Genomic DNA, 20,179 nt, shown 5'->3' with positions numbered 1-20,179 from the left:
CGAGCGAAGTGGAAGCCGGTTCGCGTGAAGAAAGCGCGTCAAAACAAAAGCCTAGAGCGTTTTCGAGCGAAGTGGATACCGGCTCGCGTGAAGACAATGCGATCAAATAAGGAGCTGGAGCATTTGCGCGTTTCGGAGAAGCGCGCAAATGCTCCAGGGTGGTCCGGCGCGGCGGTCAGTCGAACTCGACGAGGATCGGCTGGTGGTCGGAGACCTTGGTCTCGACATCGCAGATGACAGCGCGGGCGCGCGCCGCAAGATCGGGCGTCGCCAGCACATAGTCGAGGCAGCCGGGCTCGCCATAGATCTGGTCGAACAGGTTCGCGGTCGGCGGATGCGGCGCCTCGCCCATCACCGAGGCCCAGAGGTCGACGAGCGGCGGCTCGCCACCGTCGAATGGCGCCAGCAATCGCGCCAGCACCGGATCATCGGGCCGCATGTTGAAGTCGCCGGTCAGCACGGCGCTCGCCGAGCCCGGCGTCATCCGATAGGTGTGCGGCCCGGCCTCGCGCGGCTTGTCATGGCGGGCGAGCGCCATGCGATGGGCCTCTCGGATGCCGTCGACCTGTGCGGCGCGCAGCTGCGAGGACGAGTATTCGAGATGCGTCGTCATCAGCCTGACCGGGCCGAGCGGGGTCAGCGCCATCGCCTCGATCAGCATGCGCGGCATGTTGCGGGTCTCGGCCGCCTCCCAGGGCAGGAGATGGCGCAGCGCCTGGGCGACAGGATAGCGCGTCAGCAAGAGGTTGCCGAAGCGACTGCGGCCGCCCCTGCCGTCGTCGACATCGACGCCGATGCCCTCGATCGCGGTGAAGCCCGGCAGCAATTCGGCGAAGCGGCCGAACTGGTTGGTCTCGTCATTGCCGTCGAGCTCGGGGAAATTATCCGCGACCTCCTGCAGGCAGAGCACGTCGAAATCCGCCATCTGCCGGGCATGAGCGACGACGCGTGCCGGATCGACGCGGTTGTCCATGCCGCGGGCCCACTGAATGTTCCAGGTGATCAGTTTCATCCGAGCCGCCATGTCGTCACTTGATTCATGTCGTCACTTGATTCCTGCGCGCATAAAACTCTGCACGAACTGGCGCTGGAACAGCAGGAAGCCGACCAGCAATGGCGCCGAGGTCATCAGCGTCGCGGCGCAGATCACCGCCCAGTCGATGCCCTGATCGCTCGACGAAAAGACCTGGAGGCCGACGGTCAGCGGCCGCGACTCCACCGAATTGGTGACCAGCAGCGGCCAGAGGAAGTTGTTCCAGTGATAGCTCACCGAGACCAGCCCGTAGGCGATATAGGTCGGTTTGGCGAGCGGCACATAGACCTTCATCAGCACCTGCAGCGGGCTCGCGCCCTCGACGCGGGCAGCATCGTCGAGCTCCTTCGGCACGGTCTTGAAAGTCTGCCGCAGCAGGAAAATGCCGAAGGCCGAGGCGATATAGGGCAAGGCGATGGCCGGGATCGTGTCGATCAGATTGACCCTGGCGAGGGTGCGGTAGTTCTCGACGATCAGCGCGTCGGGCATGATCATCAGCTGTGCCAGGATCAGCGCGAAGGCGATGTCCCGCCCCCAGAAATCCTGCCGCGCCAGCGCATAGGCCGCCAGCGTCCCCAGCACGAGCTGGAAGGCGAGGATCATGGTGACGAGGATGAAGGTGTTGAGGAAATAGCGTGCGAAGGGCGCGGCCGCCCAGGCGCGGGTGAAGTTATCCAGCGTCAGCGGCGCGGTCAGCACGAAACGGGTCGTGTACTCGGCGGGATGAATCGCGGCCCAGACGGCATAGGCCAGGGGCAGCACCCAGATCAGAGCGAGCAGGATCGCGCCGGTCGATTCGAGCGTTAGCACCAGGCCCTTCGGCGCGTAAGGGTCTGGACGGGTGGTCGCCGCCGGCTGCGGTCGAGGCGCGCCGCTCATTGATAATGCGTCCTGCGTTCAAGCCAGCCGTACTGGACGAAGGCCACCAGCGCGAGCAGCAGCAGGAGCACGCAGGTCAGCGCCGCGGCATAGCTGGTGTCCCAGAAGCCGAAGCCGACCTGGTAGATGTAGAACAGCAGCAGCGTCGTCGCATTGTCCGGGCCGCCGCGCGTCATCACGAAGATATGGTCGATCATGCGGAAGGCGTTGATCACCGCATTGATCAGCACGAACAGCGTCGTCGGCATCAGGAGCGGGAACTGGACACGCCGGAAGAACGTCCAGCGCGAGGCGCCCTCGATCGCCGCCGCCTCCCCGAGGCTGGGCGGGATCGCCTGCAGCGCCGCGAGGTAGAAGATCATGAAGAAGCCGGCCTCCTTCCAGATCGCAACGATGGTGACGGCGTAGAGCGCGGTGTCCTGCGATCCGAGCCAGTTGGTGCTGCGCCCGCCGAAGGCAGCGACGATCTGCTCGAGCAGGCCGTATTGCGGGGTGAAGAAGAACAGCCAGATGTTGGCGACCGCGATCATCGGCAGGATGGTCGGTGTGAAATAGGCCATCCGGACCAAAGTGCGGCCAGCGATCTTGTCGTTGACCCAGACCGCCATCAGCAGGGCGAGCCCGATCGAGGTGGGGATCGTGCCGGCGGCGAACCAGAGATTATTCGCCATCGCCTTCCAGAAGATCGGGTCGGCCAGCATCTGCTGGTAATTGTCGAGCCCGACGAAACGCGCCGGGCGGCGCGCCCGCGGGGTCGACATGAAGCTGTCGACGAAGCTCGCGATCGCGGGCCAGTGCGTGAACAGGGCCAGGCAAGCCATGGCCGGCAGCAGCAGCAGCCAGCCATGGATCGTCGCGGTCGCGCGGTTGTTCATCGGCTCAGCGATAGGACTTCAGGATGCGCTCGGCTTCCGCCTGGGCCTCAGTCATCGCCTGCGCCGGCTGCTTCGTGCCGGTGAGGGCCGCCTGCAGGCCGTCGTTCAGCGCCTTGGTGACGCGCTGGTTCTCATGGGTCGAGAGCTCGGCGACGGCGGTCGGCAGCTGGTCGCGGGCGACGAGGGCCTGTGGGAAATCGGCGACGTATTTCTTCATCGCCTCGGTCTCGTAGGCCGCCGGCGTCACCGCGACATAGCCGGTATCGGCGCTCCATTGCGCGGCCCGCTCCGGCGTGGTGATCCAGCGCACGAACTTGAACGCGGCTTCCTGCTCGGCCGGGCTCGCCTTCTTGGAGAGATAGAAATTGCCGCCGCCGGTCGGGCTGCCGGGCTTCTTGCCGGCGGGCAGCACGGCGACGCCGAAGGGGAACTTGGCGTTGGCCCTGACATTGGTCAGGTTGCCGGTGGTGGTCCACATCATCGCGACCTTCTTCTCGAAGAAGTCACGCGGCGTGGTGCCCCATTCGACGATGCCGGGCGGGTGAACCTTGTGCTTCTGCGCCAGGTCGACCCAGTACTGCAGCGCCTCGACGACGCCGGGATTGGCATAGTCGGTCTTGTCGCCGGCCGGATTGGCGAGAATGGCGCCGGCCTGCGTGGTCAGTCCCTGGAAGAGCCAATAGGGGAAGCCGGAAGACGGGATCTGGATGCCCCACTGGCTGGTGTTTCCGGCGGCATCGCGCTTGGTCAGCTTCTGCGCGAATTCGAGTTGCTGCGCCCAGCTGGTCGGCGGCTTCTCGGGATCGAGCCCGGCCTCCTTGAACAGCTCCTTATTCCAGTAGAGCACCACCGTGGAGCGCTGGAACGGAATGCCCCAGGTCTTCCCGCCCGTCTGGCTATTCGCCATGAAGCCGGGGAAGAAGCTCGACAGCCACTTCTTGTCGTCCTCGGTCTTGATGAAGGGGTCGAAGGAAACGATCGCTTCCTCGTCGATCAGGGTGAACATATCGGTCGAAAGCAGCACCGAGAGCACCGGCGGCGTGCCGCTCTTATGTGCGGTCAGCGCCTTGACGATCGTCTCCTGATAGGTGCCGGCATAGATCGGCTTGACCTTGATGGTCGGGTTTTCCTTCTCGAATCCGGCAGCATAGCTGTCGATCAGCTTGGTGATCGGCCCGCCCACGGCGACCGGATAGAAGAAGGACAGCTCGGCCGATTGGGCGAGCGCCGGTTTCGCCACCGCAAGCGAGCCGGCCAGAGCCGCGGTGCCGCCAATGAATTCACGCCTGTCCATATCTCTTCACTCCCCTTTGTACGGCGTCTTAAACGCCTTGGTGTTCAGTCGTCAGCCGAGGACGAGCCTTTGCTCGGTCTTCAGGTCGAACCAGTGCACCGCCGCCTGCGACAGCCTGATATGCACCCGCTCGCCCGCCGCGGCGCGGACTTTTCCGGGCCGGCGCACGATGAAGGGCTGGCCGTCGATACGGGTCTCGACCAGCGTGTCGGCGCCGAGATACTCGACCGCCACGACATCGGCGGCGATGCCGGCATCGGTGAGTTCGGTCATTTCGGGCCGGATGCCGACCGCAAGCAGGCTCGGCTCGGCATGGGCCGGCGGCGAGAGGCCGGTGCCGCCGCCTGCCAGGACCGAGGCGAGCGGGATGACGTTCATCGGCGGCGTACCGACGAAGCGCGCGACGAAGATCGTCGCCGGATTCTCGTAGAGCTGGTCGGGTGGAGCATCCTGTTCGATCCGCCCGTTGCGCATCAGCACGACCTGGTCGGCCATCGTCATCGCCTCGACCTGATCATGCGTGACATAGACCATGGTGATGCCGAGGCGCTGCTGCAGCTCGCGGATCTCGCGCCGCATCTCGACGCGCAGCTGTGCGTCGAGATTGGAGAGCGGCTCGTCCATCAGGCAGACCGGGGCTTGCGCGACGATCGCCCGGCCGAGCGCAACGCGCTGCTGCTGGCCGCCGGACAGCTGCGAGGGCTTGCGCTCGAGCAGGGTGGTAAGCCCCAGGATCGAGGCGGCGCGGGCGAGCCGCTCGTCGCGATCCGCGCGCGACACCTTCCGCACCCTCAGCCCGAACAGGATGTTCTCCGCGACAGACAGATGCGGGAACAGCGCATAATTCTGGAACACCATGGCGATGCCACGTTGCGAAGGAGCCGCGCGGGTGACGTCGCGCCCGCCGATGGCGATCGAACCGTTGCTGCTGTCCTCCAGCCCCGCGATCAGCCTGAGCGTGGTCGACTTGCCGCAACCGGAAGGGCCGAGCAGCGCCACGAGCTTGCCGCCCTCGACGGTGAAGCTGACGTCATCGACGGCGGCTGCGCCGCCCCAGGTCTTCGAAACGGCTTTGAGTTCTACCGAAACCATTCGCGACCCGGCCCCCAGCAAGGCGTCGTGAGCAGGACGCTTGCCTGCCGGCTACGAGCCGAGGAACGAGCATGATGCTAAAATTTGTGCTGAGACAAGAGCGTGCCGGTACGGCTTCGGCGAGCTCCAGTGCGATATTCGGCAAGCGGTCGAGCTTCCTCCGCACCGGTCCGTCACAGCCAGCCGAAACCCTATGTCGCGACGAGCCGGAATGGACGTCATTCGGATGTATCGAACGCGGTGCCAAACGGAATGCCCGGAAGCTGACCTTCAACGTGTCGGCTAGAGCATTTCCGCGTTTCTGCCAATCGCGGAAATGCTCTAGTTCCTTGTTTTATCGCATTTTCTCCGCGCAAACGCTTCGCGTTTGTCGCGGGGGAACCGGCGTCCACTTCGCTCGAAAATGCCCTAGCGCTCCCGCACAACACGAAAGCCGTTGGTCTGGAAGCGCACATCGAAATCATATTTGAAGCGCGAGGCCGAACGGACATATTGCGGCTCGCTGCTGAAGGAGCCGCCGCGCAGGACGCGCTCCTTGCAGCCCGGCTTCACCCAGGCCGAGCCATTGACGGGCGCGGATCTGTAGCCGTCGTTCCAGCAGTCCTCCACCCATTCCGCCAGGTTTCCCGACATGTCATAGAGGCCGAAATCATTGGGCGGATAGGTGGCGACGGCAACCGCAGCTGTCGAGCGCGGCCCATCGCAGCCCGAACAGTTGACACGGGCCTTTTCCATCACCTTGCCCCAGAAATAAGCGGTGGCCCGGCCTGCGCGCGCGGCATATTCCCACTCGGCCTCGGTCGGCAGCCGATAGGTCTGGCCGGCCCTTTTCGACAGCCAGGCGACATATTGCTGGGTGTCCTCCCAGCTCAGATTGCCGACCGGCCGCCTTCCGCGGCCGGCGCCCCGATCGTCCGGCGTGAAGGCGCAGCCTTTGGCCGCAACACAGGCATCCCATTCATCATAGGTCACTTCGGTGCGGCCAATATAAAACGGCTTCCTGATGGTGACGGTGTGGACCGGCGCCTCGAAGCGAAACGGTTCTGCCGATCCCATGGCGAAAGCGCCCGCTGCAATCGGAATCATCGGTGGGCACTCCGCGCAATCCTGCACTGGAGCATTGGCAGGCGCGACCGGCGCAGCGGGGGTCGACGCAGCAGGGGGCGGCGCCTTGCCACTCAAGCGCTCGATCCGGGCACGCGCCTCCGCTGCATAGAGCCCGTTTGGCCAGGCATCGAGATAAATCCGAAAATCGCCGAGGTCGGTTTTGTCCTTGATCGAATTCCAGTAGCGGGTTTCGAGGCTGCCTGCGTCAGTGGCGGGCGGGGCGGCGGGCGCCTGCGCCAGAACGATCGTACCGGGAGGGCGCGGCTCCAATGGCCCGGCGGAAACCGAATACGGCGACAGCCAGACAATGAGGCCAAATGCGACAGCCATTAGCCTGGGTGCAGGCGTCAGATACGGAAAGCCGGAGCCCAGGATCAAATTCAATTCAGCTGCCATGGACTGCCATCTTCTGCGAAAAATCGGGAGCGGGGCAAGATTCTAAAGATCTTAAAATCACCGGATTAAAGTTATCCGCGCCGCGCCGAAGTTTTTCGACATCCACTCCTGTCTTGCCCACACCTGTCTTGCCCGCACCCTGTCTTGCCCGCACCCTGTCTTGCCCGCACCTGTCTACCAGCGCCGCTGCCGATGCGGCCGCACCACCCTCACTTCGATCCGCTGTGACATGACCGGTGGATCATGCGGGATATGGTCCTGATCGCCCAGCACGAGCTGCAGCGTGTGCCGGCCCGGCGCAAGCGTGATCTTCTTCTCAGTCTCACCGCGGCCGAAATGGAGATGGTTCGGATCGCTGGCGATGGGTTCCCCCAAAGCGGGCGCGGGCCGGTCGATGATGAGATGGTGATGCCCGGTGCCGGCCTTGACGACGCCTGCCGGGGCAACCCCCATATTGCGCAGTCCAAACCGGACCGTCAGGTTTTGCGGAACGACCGAGCCGTTGGGAAGGCCGATAAAATAGACCTCCGAATCCGGCAGCGACGCTGTGCGCCCGGGCGCGGTGGCCTTGTCGGACACCGTCACGCGGATCACCGCGGACATGATCGGAGGATTATGCGGCACATGGTCATGGTCGCCGAGCAGCAGTTGCAGCGTATGCGGGCCCGGAGCGAGAACAAGCTCGGCTTCCGTCTGGCCGCGCCCGAAATGCAGATGGCCGGGATCGCTCGGAATCGGCTCGCCTAACGGCGGCACCGGGCTGTCGATAAGAAGATGATGATGGCCGGAATTGGCTTTTTTGACTGCCGCCGGAACAACTTCGAAATTGGATGCGCCGAACTTGAGCGTGAGCTTCGGCGGAATGACGGCGCCATCCTTCAGGTCCGTGAAAAAAACCACGGCATCGGGCCGGATCGGCGTGTTCGGTGTTTGCGCCTGGGCGAAGGCGGGCGTCAGGAGCAGCATCGAGCAAGCTGCCAAGGCCCGCAAGGCATATGGATTCAGCATCATCCAGCTCCTTCGCAACCAGCTCGTCACAGACGTAGCAAAACGGCCCTGGAAAGGCAAAAATATCCGCTCTGGCAATGTCATGGGCAAAAGCTGGGGCGGAGCACGGCCAGCGTCGTGCAGCCGCCAAGAGAAAAGGCCTCCAGCCGCTTACTCGGATCTACGTCGTCAGGCCGCCGAAGCAGCGTTGAGGATCCAATCTTTGAATGCCGAGATTTTTGGACTGCCGTGGTTTGTTTCTGGATAGACAAGGTAATATGCAAACGACTCCATGTGGGTCGCTTTCGCGAGCCTGACGAGGCGCCCCTCTTCCACGTCGAACGCCACCATCGCGGCCGGGAGCAAGCCGGCGCCCTGGCCGGCTATCACTGCATTCAAGAGCAGACCGGAATCGTCGAAAGACGCTCCGCGGGGCAGTGCGACCTCGTCGAGGCCTTGCGCTTGAAACCAGAGGCTCCAACCTTTGCGATCCGCATCATGAACATGCGGCCACCGTGCCAACTCGGCAGGTGTTGCCGGCATGCCCAGGCGTTCGACAAGCGAAGGCGCAGCAACGGGGACCATTTCGACTGAGACGACCCGATAACTCCGCAGACCAGGGTATCGGCCCATGCCATGACGCACGGCGATGTCAACGCCGCCGCGCGAAAAGTCCACGAGTGCGCTGCTTGCGAGGATCTGAAGATCGATGCTCGGATGGGCATCCTGAAACGACTTCATGCGTGGAACGAGCCAGGCCGAAGCAAAGAAAGGCGTGACGCTGACGGTCAGGACGCCGGTATCGACGGAAAGGGCCACGCGCCGAGAGGATTCGGCGATTTGACGGAAGGCATTTCGGACGGGCGGCAGGTAGTCCCGCCCTGCCTGGGTCAGATTGATGCCTCGATGCACCCGATCGAACAGCTTCACCCCAAGATGCTCTTCGAGAATTTTGAGCATCTGGCTGACGGCTCCTGGCGTCACGCACAGCTCCTCCGCCGCGATCTTCACGGAGAGATGCCGCGCCGCGGCTTCAAAGGCCCGGAGCGCGTTCAGGGGCGGAAGCTTCTGATCTATCATTTAGATATTCTAATCCAAATTGCAGAGCAATTCTGGTTTGCGCTCGAGTCTGATTTCACGAATATATGTCACCTTTACAGTGCTTACCAAGCGTCTCAGCATATCTTCTCGATGCTCATTAGATCAACCATTCTAATGCGAGTGAGAATGAGCATGCTCACCGGGCGACGATCTTGACGCTGCCCCGACCTTGACGCTGCCCAAGGAGATCAAGAATGACGGCCAAGGCCACCGCCCTGCATTATCTCGAACTCACAGAGGTCGCGGCGCTGATCCGAGATCGCGAGATCTCTTCGCGGGAGGTGACGCGCTCACAGATCGACCGCATCGCCATGCTTGACGGCGAATTGAACAGCTACGCGCTGGTCATGGCGGATGCAGCACTTGCTCAAGCGGACGCGGCCGACGCGGAGATTGCCGCAGGCCGTTTGCGTGGGCCGCTCCACGGCGTTCCCGTCGCGGTCAAGGATTTGTGCCAAATCAAGGGCTTTCCCAACGCCGCCGGCACGATGGTCCACCGGCACGTCATCTCCGATGAAGATGCAACGGTCGTGCAGCGGCTGAAGGAGGGCGGAGCCGTGCTGTTGGGCAAGCCGCAGCTCACCGAGGGCGCCTATTCCGACCATCACCCATCGATTACACCCCCAAAAAATCCGTGGAACGCCGAGTACTGGCCTGGAATATCGTCCAGCGGCTCGGGCGCTGCGACGGCGGCCGGTCTCTGTTACGGCTCGCTTGCTTCCGATACCGGTGGCTCCATCCGCTGGCCGGCGGCCGCCAATGGCGTGACTGGATTGAAGCCGAGCTGGGGGCGCGTCAGCCGCCATGGGGTTTTCGAGCTGGCGGCCTCCCTGGACCATGTCGGAACGATGGCACGCAGCGCAAGGGATGCAGGGATATTGCTCGGCGCAATCGCTGGCAGCGATCTGAAAGACCCTACGGCGCTGCTCGCCCCCGTGCCGAACGACCTGGCGGCGATCAATGACGATCTACGTGGCCTGCGTATCGGTGTCGACACGGTGTGGAACAGCGACGATGTCGATGTCGGTATTCAGGCGGTTCTTGCCGAGGCTACCAGGGCTTTCTCGGAGCTTGGAGCCGAGATTGTCGAGATGCGGTTTCCCGACGCGTCCCAGGCCGTCTCCGATTGGGTGCCCAATTGCGCCGTCGAAGCCGCTGTCGCCCACAAAGCGACCTATGCAGCACATAAGCACCAGTATGGCAGTGTCCTCGCTTCCGTCATCGAGGCGGGACATGCGATCTCCGGTATGGAGTATCAGGACATCCTGCTGCGGCGCATGGCGTTCCGTGGCCGTGTCGATGCTGTCTTCGGCGCGATCGATCTGCTGCTGACGCCGGTTCAGCCGTTCGCACCACTTACGCTTGCGGAGATTCGGACGCTCGGCGAACAGCCGGGCCTCATCGCCATGTTGCAGCGCTACACCTGCCCGTTCAACATGTCGGGCCATCCAACTCTCGCCTTGCCGGGCGGCTTCACCCAAGCGGGAATGCCGGTCGCCTTCCAACTCGTCGCCGGTCATTTGGGCGAAGCGGTGCTTGTTCGTGCCGGCGCGGCTTTCCAGAGTGTTTCAACCTGGCATCGTCGCCATCCGGTGGCATGAGATGGCCCCCACATCGTCCACCCATCGTCTCTTCTATGGCTGGGTCGTCGTCGCAGCGGCATTCGCCATCACCTTCGTGGGTTTTGGCAGCGCCTATACGTTCAGCGCGTTCGTCGAGCCCCTGCAGCGCGACTTTGGTGCCTCACGAGGCTCGGTGTCACTCGTCTTCTCCCTGGCCGGATTTCTCTATTTCGCCCTTGGTGTCGTCAGTGGCCCACTTGCCGATCGTTGGGGTGCGCGCAGCCTCGCCATGCTTGGAATGCTGTTGGTCGGCGCTGGCCTCGCGCTGGCCAGCGCAGCACGCAGCATCTTCGAGGTTTATGCCGCTTATGGCCTTGGCGTCGGCCTTGGCGTCGGCTGCGCCTATGTACCGGCCATCGGCGCGGTCCAGCGCTGGTTCGTGAAGCGTCGAGGCCTGGCGTCCGGCCTCGCGGTCAGCGGCATCGGCGTCGGCACGCTGGTCATGCCGCCGCTGGCCTCCTGGCTGATCGACATGCTGGGATGGCGGAACGCCTATCTGGTCCTCGGAGGCGTCGCAGCGATCATCGGCGTCGGCATGTCGTGGTTGATCGCGGACGACCCTCGCGACAGGGGGACCGGGCCTGACGGAGTTCCTCCGGAGGCGAATGCCTCCGGGCCGGGCCGTGCCGGGGCTTCAATCGGCGAAGCGATCAGATCGCCGCAATTTGCAGGGCTGTACGCGGCCTGCCTGATCAGTTCGTTCGGCGTTTTCGTGCCTTTCGTACATCTGGTTCCCTATGCGCTGGATCATCACATCGACCAATCAGCGGCGGTACTGCTGCTCGGGGTGATCGGTGTCGGCAGCACGGTCGGGAGGTTCTTCCTTGGCGGGTTTGCGGATCGCATGGGGCGTCATTCCTTCCTTCTGGCAATGTTCATCGGGATGGCGGCGGCCCTGACGATCTGGGTCATCGCGACCGGCTTTTGGTCGCTTGCCGTTTTCGCATTGCTGTTTGGCGTCTTCTATGGCGGCTGGGTCGCGATCCTGCCGGCTGTGGTCATGGACCATTTCGGTGGACGCAATGTCAGCGGCATCATTGGATTTCTCTACACCAGCGTGGCGATCGGAACGCTGGTCGGTCCCAGCACCGCCGGCTTCATCTTCGACGTCAGGCACAGCTACACGCTGCCGATCTTGGCCTGCATTGGCGCCAACATCATCGCGGCCGGCATTGCCGCGTTCGGAACGCAAGCGCCAGCGAAGGCATAGCCGCAGAGCTGGAACAACCTGCCCATGACGGTCCGCTCCGAGTGGATATCTGATGGTTCGGCTTAGCCAGGAGTGAGACGAAACATTCGGCTCATGCTGAAGCGGAAGTTCGCTCGCCCACTTTCCCCTTCGCATCCGCGCACGCCCCCTACGACGAACTAGGCATGGCGGTGCGCCCGCACCCATGGCAATCAGCGCTTCGCGATTGCACAATGGCGGGGCAGAGGGAGCACAAGCGCAGATGAACGCGGCCGCATCGCCAGACCTTCCTTCCTTGTCAGATCTGCCTTCACCGTCAGACCTGCCTTTCATGAACGCCTTTCCGTCGCCCTCCCTGGAGCAGTGGCGGGGCGCGGTCGACAAGGTCCTGAAGGGTGCGGATTTCGAGAAGCGGCTGGTCGGCCGCAGCGCCGACGGCATCCGCATCGAGCCGCTCTATGCCGCCGCCAGGACAACGCAGAGGCCGCTCCGGGCTGAAGCCGGCCGCTGGCATGTTGCGGCGCGCATCGACCATCCCGAACCGGCGCAGGCGCAGGAACTCGCTTTGGCCGACCTCGAAGGCGGGGCGGATTCGCTGGCGCTGTCCTTCGTGGGTGCGCGCGCGGCGCGCAGCCATGGCCTCGTCGCGGGCGATGTCGCGGCGCTCGATGCAGCGCTTGACGGCGTCATGCTGGAGCTGATTCGGCTGCGGCTCGACCCGGCCCCGCAAGGCCGCGTCAATGCGCTCATGCTGGCGGCGCTGTTCGAGAAGCGCGGCATCGCGCCCGACAGCGGCGCGGTCGATTTCGGGCTCGACCCGATCGGGCTTTTGGCCAGCGAAGGCGTCTTCGCCGCGTCCTGGCCGGAGATCGGACGCAGGCTGGCGGAGACGATCCGGGCGCTGAAGCAGCGCGGCTTCAAGGGTCCCTTCCTCACCGCCGATGTCCGACCTTATCACGAGGCCGGCGCCAGCGAGGCGCAGGAGCTCGGCGCGGCGCTCGCCACGGCGGTCGCCTATCTGCGCGCACTCGAAGCACAGGGCATGGCGCTGGACGAGGCGCGCGACGCGATCTCCTTCGTCCTCGTCGCTGATACCGACGAGTTCGTGACCATCGCCAAGTTCCGCGCCGCCCGTCTGCTCTGGGAGCGCGTGCAGACGGCCTGCGGGCTCACGCCGAAGCCGATGGTCCTGCATGCCGAGACCGGCTGGCGCTCGCTGACGAAGCGCGACCCCTGGGTCAACATGCTGCGCGGCACGATCGCGACCTTCTCGGCCGGGATCGGCGGCGCAGACAGCCTCATCGTCCTGCCCTTCACCGCCGCGCTCGGCCTGCCCGACGCTTTTGCCCGCCGTATCGCGCGCAACACCCAGCTCGTGCTGCTCGAAGAGGCCAATCTCTGGCGCGTCGCCGACCCTGCCGCCGGAGCCGGCAGTTTCGAGAGCCTGACGCAGGCGCTCTGCGAGCAGGGCTGGAGCAAGTTCCAGGATCTGGAGCGGGAGGCCAAAGACGGCCTGCCCGGCATCGTCTCGGCCTTGACGAACGGCCATGTCCAGGCCGGCCTCGCCCGCCAGAGGGAGGCGCGCGCCAAGGCGATCGCCACCCGCCGCGAGCCGATCACCGGGACGAGCGAATTCGCCAATCTGAAAGAGGCCCCCGTCAGCGTGCTCGATGTCGTGCCCGCCGCGCGCCGCGCATCCCGCCCCTCCGCCACCAAGGCGAGCACCCAGGACCAGGGCGATCTCATCGCGCAACTGGCGCAAGGCGCGACGCGCGAGCAGGCGCTGAGCGCGCCGGAAGAGGCGCTGCGAGCCGAGCCCCTGCCCTCACTCCGGCTGGCCGAGGCGTTCGAGGCCCTGCGCGACAAGGCCGATGCCTTCGCTGAGCGTCCCTCCGTCTTCCTGGCGACGCTGGGGCCGATCGCCGATTTCGCCGCGCGCGCAGGCTTCGCTCGCAACCTGTTCGAGACAGGAGGGTTGGCGGCGCCGAGCGATGACGGTTTCAGCAAGGACGGAGCGACGGATATCGACGCGCTCGTCGCGGCCTACAAGGCATCGGGCGCGCGCCTCGCCTGCCTCTGCGGCTCGGATGAGCGCTATGCGGCGGAGGCGGCCGCAGCGGCCACGGCGCTCAAGCAGGCCGGCGCGACGATCTGGCTCGCAGGCCGGCCGGGCGAGAGCGAGGCCGCGCTCAGGGCAGCCGGCGTGACCGGCTTCCTTCATGCCGGCTGCGATGTCGTGGCCCTGCTCGAAAGCGCGCTTACCATCTCGGCATTGCCGAAATAGCGCTTTTTTGCTATGAAAACGAAGTCTGGTTGGTCGTTCGAATTCCTCAACGCCGTGGTCAAGGCCGAAGCAGATGCTCTTCCGAGCGACATGCGGTCACGATTATATCGTTATTCGAACATCATCGAGGATGAAGGCCTTGATGCCCTTCCATTTGGCTGGATCAAGCCGCTGGGAGACAAACTTTGGGAATTGCAGCTGACCGGCCGGGATGGAATTGCAAGGGCGATCTATCTCACAGCGACGGGCAAAAGGGTCGTGATCGTGCGGGTCTTCATCAAGAAGACCGAGCAGACTCCGACGAAGGAACTTCGCCTCGCGCGGGAGCGTGCCAAGAGCGTGACATGACAAAGAGCGTGACATGACAAAGGACCAGGCACTCAGCGTTCGGGAATGGGGTCTCGCACAGATGAGCGACCCCGAGTTCAAGCGCGAATATGACGCGCTCGAAGAGGAATTCGCCCTGCTGACCTCGTTGATCCGCGCCCGCACCAAGGCTGGGCTGACGCAGGAAGAGCTCGCCCAGCGCATGGGCACGACGCAATCCGTGATCGCGCGGCTCGAAAGCGGCCGGGGCAAGCCCTCGACCCGGACGCTGGAGCGCTACGCCCGGGCCACGGGCACCAAACTCAGGATCACATTGGAAGCCGCCGAGTGAGCACACCGCCCCCCGTCGCCCTGACCATCGCCGGCTCCGATTCCAGCGGCGGTGCCGGCATCCAGGCCGATCTCAAGACCTTCGCGGCGCATCAGGTCTATGGCGCCAGCGTCATCGTCGCGCTGACCGCGCAGAACACGACAGGCGTCCGCGCGATCCACGCCGTGCCGGCCGAGTTCGTCGCCCAGCAGCTCGATGCGGTGTTCGAGGATCTCGACGTGGCTGCCGTCAAGATCGGCATGCTGGCGACGGCGGAATTGATCGAGACCGTCGCTGCCGGGCTGATCCGCCACAAGGCCCGTAACATCGTGCTCGATCCGGTGATGATCGCAGCGTCGGGCGCAAAATTGCTGCAGGACGACGCCGTCGACGCGATCCGCCGTCACCTCTTCCCGCTGGCGACGCTGATCACGCCGAACCTGCCCGAGGCCGCCACGTTGCTGCGGACCGGCATCGCCGAGACCGATGCGGCAATCGACGAGCAGGCCGGCAAGCTCGCAGCGCTTGGAGCCGCGAACGTCCTGATCAAGGGCGGGCATGGCGCAGGTGACATCAGCAGCGACCTCCTGCTGCTCTCCGACGGCGCCCGCCAGCGCTTCGACGCACCGCGCCTGGCGACGCGCAACACCCATGGCACGGGCTGCACATTGTCATCGGCGATCGCGGCGGGCCTCGCCAAGGGGCTCGCTTTGCCCGAGGCCGTCGGCCATGCGAAGCGCTATATCTCGGCGGCCATCGCCGCCGCCGACCAGGTTCAGGTTGGCCACGGCCACGGACCGGTGCATCATTTCCACCATTGGTGGGATCAATCCGACGGGAGACAGCCATGACCGCGATCCCGGATTTCACGACGCTGGCCTTCGCCGATGGTCCGGCCTCGCCAGCCGCGCTGCCTTCGACCGGCGCGGACTGGCTGACACCGGAGGGCATTCCGGTGAAGCCGCTCTATGGGCCCGAGGACCGCGACGGCCTGCCCTTCGTCGACACGCTTCCGGGCATCGCGCCTTATCTGCGCGGACCGTATCCGACGATGTATGTCAACCAACCCTGGACGATCCGGCAATATGCCGGCTTCTCCACGGCCGAGGATTCCAACGCCTTCTACCGGCGCAATCTCGCCGCCGGCCAGAAGGGCCTCTCGGTCGCCTTCGATCTCGCCACCCATCGCGGCTATGATTCAGACCATCCCCGCGTCGGCGGCGATGTCGGCATGGCCGGCGTCGCGATCGACTCGATCTACGACATGCGCACGCTGTTCGCCGGCATCCCGCTCGACCAGATGAGCGTGTCGATGACGATGAACGGCGCGGTCCTGCCGGTGCTGGCGCTCTATATCGTCGCGGCCGAGGAACAGGGCGTCCCGGCGGCAAAGCTGTCGGGGACAATCCAGAACGACATCCTCAAGGAGTTCATGGTCCGCAACACCTATATCTATCCGCCCACGCCCTCGATGCGGATCATCGGCGACATCTTCTCCTACACCTCGCAGAACATGCCGAAGTTCAATTCGATCTCGATCTCCGGCTATCACATGCAGGAGGCGGGAGCGACGCAGGACCTGGAGCTCGCCTATACGCTCGCCGACGGCGTCGAATATATCCGCGCCGGCCAGCGCGCCGGCCTTGGCGTCGATGTCTTCGCGCCGCGGCTGTCCTTCTTCTGGGCCATCGGCATGAACTTCTTCATGGAGGTGGCGAAGCTGCGCGCCGGCCGCCTGATCTGGGCCAAGCTGGTCAAGGATTTCGGCGCACAGAGCGAAAAATCCCTGCCGCTGCGCACGCATTGCCAGACCTCGGGCTGGTCGCTGACGGCGCAGGACGTCTTCAACAATGTGCCGCGCACCATGATCGAGGCGATGGCGGCGACCCAGGGCCACACCCAGTCGCTGCACACCAACGCGCTCGACGAGGCGCTGGCCCTGCCGACCGACTTCTCCGCCCGCATCGCTCGCAACACCCAGATCCTGCTGCAGCAGGAGAGCGGCACGAGCCGCATCATCGATCCCTGGGGCGGGTCCTATTATGTCGAGCGCCTCACCGCCGAGCTTGCGGCAAAAGCCTGGGCGCATATCCAGGAGGTCGAGGCGCTCGGCGGCATGGCCAAGGCGATCGAGGCCGGCATCCCGAAGCTGCGCATCGAGGAGGCCGCCGCCAAGACGCAGGCCCGCATCGATGGCGGCCAGCAGGCGATCATCGGCGTCAACATGTTCAAGCCCGAGAACGAGGCCATGATCGACGTGCTCAAGGTCGATAATGCCTCGGTGCGCAAGCAGCAGCTCGACAAGCTCCGCCGACTCAAGGCCGAGCGCGTCGAGGCCGATGTTCAGGCTGCGCTCGCCGCGCTGACCCATGGCGCGAAGGGCGACGCCAACCTGCTCGACCTCGCGGTCAAGGCGGCGCGCGCGAAAGCCACCGTCGGCGAGATTTCGATGGCGATGGAGCAGGTCTTCGGGCGCCATCGGGCCGAGATCAAATCGATCTCGGGCGTCTACAAGCGGGAGGTCGGCACCATGAACCCAGCCGTGACACGCGTGCAGATGATGACTGAAGCCTTCGAGGAGGCCGATGGCCGCCGGCCGCGCATCCTCGTCGCCAAGATGGGGCAGGACGGGCATGACCGCGGCCAGAAGGTCATCGCCTCCGCCTTCGCCGATCTCGGCTTCGACGTCGATATCGGGCCGCTCTTTGCCACCCCCGACGAGGCGGCGCGCCAGGCGGTCGAGAACGACGTCCATATCGTCGGCGTCTCCTCGCTCGCGGCGGGACATCTGACATTGGTGCCGGAGCTGAAAAGCGCGCTCGCCAAGGCCGGCCGGCCCGACATCATGATCGTCGTCGGCGGCGTGATCCCGTCGCAGGATTTCGAGGCGCTCTACGAGGCCGGCGCGAGCGCGATCTTCCCGCCGGGAACGGTGATCGCCGATGCGGCCGAGAAGCTGCTCGACAATCTCAATCAGCGGCTTGGCTACGCGCAAAAATCAGCCGCCGAGTAATCCCGGCGGCTGGACATCGGTTGCGAAGTCGGGCGAGCGGTCAGTTATACCCGCCCGTTCCCTGCCCCCTGGGAGAGGTCTCGTAAGTCTGCCCACCCGGCAATTCGCGGCCCGGCGGCGTGTAGAAGCGCCGCCCGTCCGGCAGAACCCCGGCGCGCCCCAGGCCGCCCGGGCCGGCAGGCACGTTATAGCTCCGCCCATAAGTTCGCCCATAAGCAGGCCGCTGCGGGCGGTAGGCGCGTTCGCGATAATGGCGGCGCTGGCCGTAATAGGGGCGATCATAGTCGCGCCACTGCGCCTGAGCCGAACTCGGCGCGGCCACACCGCCCAGGCCAACGAAGCCAACGCCAAGAACCAGGGTCGTCGCGGCAGCGATTAGCGTCTTGCGGATCATGATCGTGGTCCTCGTTTCTGTCACGGAGCATTGCGCGAAAAAATGGGTACCGGTTTTTCGCAGGAGCAATGCTCTCAACTCCCGGAATCGATCACGTTTTTCGCATTCGGACGGAGCCGTCCGAATGCGACGTGATTGATAAACCTCCCGCTCGGCTGTTTTGTTCCATTTGGCGACACATGCAGCAGCCATGCGAAGCGGTAGGCACAAGCGCGCCTGCCGCTTGATGCCTCACGTCAGCGCCAGCCGTAACCATAGGCCGGTGGCGGCGCGCGGAAGCCATGACCTTCATACTGATGGCGCCAATGGCGCCGGCCCCAATAGCCGTGGACGACGGGCGGCGCCGGTCGCCAACCATACTCCGCACGTTGATAGCCGCGCTCATAGCGGCCATCGAAGGCGCTCGCGGATGTGATCGGCGCGAAGCTCGCAACAGCCAGCGCCGCAGCGCCGATGGCGAGGGTGGAGAGGCCGGCGAATGTACGGAACATGGTCCCTGTCCTGTCTGACGGCGAAGGACACTCCCTCGCCTGACCCGGACATTCGCATGTCGGGGGTGAACGGGCCTTGAGGCCGCCATTCACCTGCTATTTATCTGGGCGGACCATCCGCTCGCGCTTCAGCAGGAGCGAGGCTGCGATCACCGCAACAGCGACCGCGCCGATCATCAAGGTGCAGGCAGCGTTGATCTCCGGGGAGACACCGAGCCGCACGGCTGAATAAAGCCGCATCGGCAGGGTCGTCGCGCCCGGCCCGGTGGTGAAGCTCGCGATCACGAGGTCGTCGAGCGAGAGCGTGAAGGCGAGCATCCAGGCGGCCGCGACCGCCGGCCAGATCAATGGCAAGGTCACGGTCCAGAAGGTCGCCAGCGGCGTCGCGCCCAGATCCTGCGCCGCCTCCTCGAGCGAGCGGTCAAAGCCGACGAGCCGGGCCTGGATGACGATGCAGGCAAAGCCCAGACTGAAGGTCGCGTGGGCGATCGTCACGGTCCAGAAGCCGCGCTCGATATCGGCCGCGACGAAGAGCAGGAGCAATGACAGGCCGGTGATGACCTCCGGCATGACGAGCGGCGCGAGCACCATGCCGGAGAACAAGGTCCGGCCGCGGAACCGGCCATGGCGCGCCAGCGCCAGGGCCGCGAGCGTGCCGAGCGCAGTCGCCAGCGTCGCCGAGACGCAGGCCAGTCGCAGGCTCAGCCAGGCGGCGTCGAGCAGCGGCTCGTTGTGCATGAGCGCGCCATACCAATGCGTCGAGAACCCACCCCAGACGGTGACGAGGCGCGAGGCGTTGAAGGAATAGGCGATGAGCGCCAGGATCGGCAGATAGAGGAAGGCGAAACCGGCGACGAGCGCCAGGATGAGGCCGGGCCCGAGCCGGTTCATGCCGCCCCTCCCCGCGCGAGCCGCGCGCGCTGGAGCAACGCCAGAGGCAGGACCAGCAGGATGAGGAGCACGACCGCCACCGCCGAGGCAAGCGGCCAGTCGCGGTTGGAGAAGAACTCCGTCCACAGCACCTTGCCGATCATGATGGTGTCGGGCCCGCCGAGCAGATCGGGAATGACGAATTCGCCGACCGCCGGAATGAAGACGAGCGCGCAGCCGGCGAGCACGCCGGGGATGGAAAGCGGCAAGGTCACGGTCAGGAAGGCCGTCCACGGCCTGGCGCCGAGATCGGCGGCGGCCTCGAGCAGGGAGCGATCGAGCTTTTCGAGCGCAGCAAACAGCGGCAGCACCATGAAGGGCAGATAGGAATAGACCATGCCGATCAGCACGGCAGCCTCGGTGTTCAAGAGCCTGAGCGGTTCCCGCGTGAGGCCAAGGCCGATGAGCGCCGCGTCCAGCAAACCATCGGGCCGCAGGATGCCGATCCAGGCGTAGACGCGGATCAGGAAGGAGGTCCAGAACGGCAGGATGACGAGGACGAGCAAGGCGCCTCGCCAGCTTTTGGGAGCGGACGCCATCGCATAGGCAAGCGGATAGCCGATCGCGAGCGCAAGCAAGGTCGTCAGGCCGGCGATACGCAAGGAATAGAGATAGCTCTGCCAGTAGAGCGTGTCGTCGGCGAGCAGGCGAAAATTGTCGAGATCGAGCGCGGCCAGGAACGGCCCGATTGCTGCAAAACCTGCGAAATGCGGCGCATAGGGCGGCAGCGCCGTATCGGCATGCGAGAACGCCATACGCAGCACGATGGCGAATGGCACGAGGAAGAAGGCGAGCAGCCAGAGATAGGGCACCGCGACGAGGCGGGTGCGCAGCGGGCGGGAGGCAGCGCTCACG

The 20,179-nt window shown here is 64.9% G+C and carries 19 protein-coding genes; 7 read left to right on the top strand and 12 right to left on the bottom strand.

The features are described 5' to 3' along the window. Positions 1–175 precede the first annotated feature (175 nt). The 8 genes from BHK69_RS12765 to gcvA form a co-directional block, all read right to left on the bottom strand. The gene (locus BHK69_RS12765) at positions 176–1,012 is read right to left on the bottom strand and encodes an endonuclease/exonuclease/phosphatase family protein (RefSeq protein ID WP_069690434.1); all 837 of its coding nucleotides are present in this window, start codon (positions 1,010–1,012) and stop codon (positions 176–178) included. A gap of 33 nt (positions 1,013–1,045) precedes the next feature. Continuing rightward, on the bottom strand, positions 1,046–1,912 hold the full coding sequence (locus tag BHK69_RS12760) for a carbohydrate ABC transporter permease (RefSeq protein ID WP_083269304.1): 867 nt from the start codon (positions 1,910–1,912) through the stop codon (positions 1,046–1,048). After that, positions 1,909–2,787, bottom strand: a complete 879-nt coding sequence (locus BHK69_RS12755) for a carbohydrate ABC transporter permease (protein ID WP_069690433.1) — start codon at positions 2,785–2,787, stop codon at positions 1,909–1,911. Before BHK69_RS12755 ends, BHK69_RS12760 begins: the two co-directional genes overlap by 4 nt. 4 nt (positions 2,788–2,791) lie before the next feature. After that, entirely contained in the window at positions 2,792–4,081 is a 1,290-nt protein-coding gene (locus tag BHK69_RS12750; RefSeq protein WP_069690432.1) for an ABC transporter substrate-binding protein, read from the bottom strand. A 51-nt stretch (positions 4,082–4,132) separates the two neighbouring features. Then, positions 4,133–5,173 (bottom strand): ABC transporter ATP-binding protein, encoded by a 1,041-nt coding sequence (locus tag BHK69_RS12745; protein ID WP_069690431.1) that lies wholly within the window; start codon positions 5,171–5,173, stop codon positions 4,133–4,135. A 408-nt stretch (positions 5,174–5,581) separates the two neighbouring features. Continuing rightward, positions 5,582–6,676, bottom strand: a complete 1,095-nt coding sequence (locus BHK69_RS12740; RefSeq protein WP_083269299.1) for a formylglycine-generating enzyme family protein — start codon at positions 6,674–6,676, stop codon at positions 5,582–5,584. A 174-nt stretch (positions 6,677–6,850) separates the two neighbouring features. Further along, positions 6,851–7,642: a DUF4399 domain-containing protein gene (locus tag BHK69_RS12735; protein WP_199579129.1), complete on the bottom strand. Its 792-nt coding sequence runs from the start codon at positions 7,640–7,642 to the stop codon at positions 6,851–6,853. Positions 7,643–7,852: 210 nt separating this feature from the next. Then, positions 7,853–8,743 carry a transcriptional regulator GcvA gene (gene gcvA / locus BHK69_RS12730; protein ID WP_069690429.1) on the bottom strand — a complete coding sequence of 297 codons (891 nt, stop codon included), beginning with the start codon at positions 8,741–8,743 and terminating at the stop codon, positions 7,853–7,855. Positions 8,744–8,958: 215 nt separating this feature from the next. Between gcvA and BHK69_RS12725 the strand changes: the two genes are divergently transcribed. The 7 genes from BHK69_RS12725 (at position 8,959) to scpA (ending at position 17,509) form a co-directional block, all read left to right on the top strand. Next, the gene (locus tag BHK69_RS12725; protein WP_069690428.1) at positions 8,959–10,365 is read left to right on the top strand and encodes an amidase; all 1,407 of its coding nucleotides are present in this window, start codon (positions 8,959–8,961) and stop codon (positions 10,363–10,365) included. 1 nt (position 10,366) lies between these two features. Beyond that, positions 10,367–11,596: an MFS transporter gene (locus BHK69_RS12720; protein ID WP_069690427.1), complete on the top strand. Its 1,230-nt coding sequence runs from the start codon at positions 10,367–10,369 to the stop codon at positions 11,594–11,596. Positions 11,597–11,906: 310 nt separating this feature from the next. Then, the gene (locus BHK69_RS12715; protein ID WP_069690426.1) at positions 11,907–13,859 is read left to right on the top strand and encodes a methylmalonyl-CoA mutase subunit beta; all 1,953 of its coding nucleotides are present in this window, start codon (positions 11,907–11,909) and stop codon (positions 13,857–13,859) included. A 12-nt stretch (positions 13,860–13,871) separates the two neighbouring features. After that, positions 13,872–14,207, top strand: coding sequence for a type II toxin-antitoxin system RelE/ParE family toxin (locus tag BHK69_RS12710; RefSeq protein ID WP_069690425.1), 336 nt, complete (start codon positions 13,872–13,874; stop codon positions 14,205–14,207). 13 nt (positions 14,208–14,220) lie between these two features. Further along, positions 14,221–14,517 (top strand): helix-turn-helix domain-containing protein, encoded by a 297-nt coding sequence (locus tag BHK69_RS12705; protein ID WP_069690424.1) that lies wholly within the window; start codon positions 14,221–14,223, stop codon positions 14,515–14,517. After that, complete coding sequence (gene thiD, locus BHK69_RS12700) at positions 14,514–15,347, top strand: bifunctional hydroxymethylpyrimidine kinase/phosphomethylpyrimidine kinase (RefSeq protein ID WP_069690423.1); 834 nt, start codon at positions 14,514–14,516, stop codon at positions 15,345–15,347. Before BHK69_RS12705 ends, thiD begins: the two co-directional genes overlap by 4 nt. Next, entirely contained in the window at positions 15,344–17,509 is a 2,166-nt protein-coding gene (gene scpA, locus BHK69_RS12695; RefSeq protein ID WP_069690422.1) for a methylmalonyl-CoA mutase, read from the top strand. The genes thiD and scpA overlap by 4 nt, the downstream gene beginning before the upstream one ends. 40 nt (positions 17,510–17,549) lie before the next feature. Here the strand turns inward: scpA and BHK69_RS12690 are convergent, their stop codons facing one another. From BHK69_RS12690 to BHK69_RS12675, 4 genes are all read right to left on the bottom strand, one after another. After that, complete coding sequence (locus tag BHK69_RS12690; protein ID WP_148663393.1) at positions 17,550–17,903, bottom strand: hypothetical protein; 354 nt, start codon at positions 17,901–17,903, stop codon at positions 17,550–17,552. 236 nt (positions 17,904–18,139) lie between these two features. Then, positions 18,140–18,394 carry a hypothetical protein gene (locus BHK69_RS12685; protein WP_069690420.1) on the bottom strand — a complete coding sequence of 85 codons (255 nt, stop codon included), beginning with the start codon at positions 18,392–18,394 and terminating at the stop codon, positions 18,140–18,142. A gap of 96 nt (positions 18,395–18,490) precedes the next feature. Next, complete coding sequence (locus BHK69_RS12680; RefSeq protein ID WP_069690419.1) at positions 18,491–19,285, bottom strand: ABC transporter permease; 795 nt, start codon at positions 19,283–19,285, stop codon at positions 18,491–18,493. Beyond that, complete coding sequence (locus BHK69_RS12675; protein ID WP_244548485.1) at positions 19,282–20,178, bottom strand: ABC transporter permease; 897 nt, start codon at positions 20,176–20,178, stop codon at positions 19,282–19,284. Before BHK69_RS12675 ends, BHK69_RS12680 begins: the two co-directional genes overlap by 4 nt. Position 20,179 lies beyond the last annotated feature (1 nt).

It is taken from the genome of Bosea vaviloviae (genome assembly GCF_001741865.1).
Taxonomy (GTDB): Bacteria; Pseudomonadota; Alphaproteobacteria; order Rhizobiales; family Beijerinckiaceae; genus Allobosea; species Allobosea vaviloviae.
Note: the sequence above shows the minus strand (reverse complement) of the source record. Positions and strands in the feature narration are given on the sequence as shown.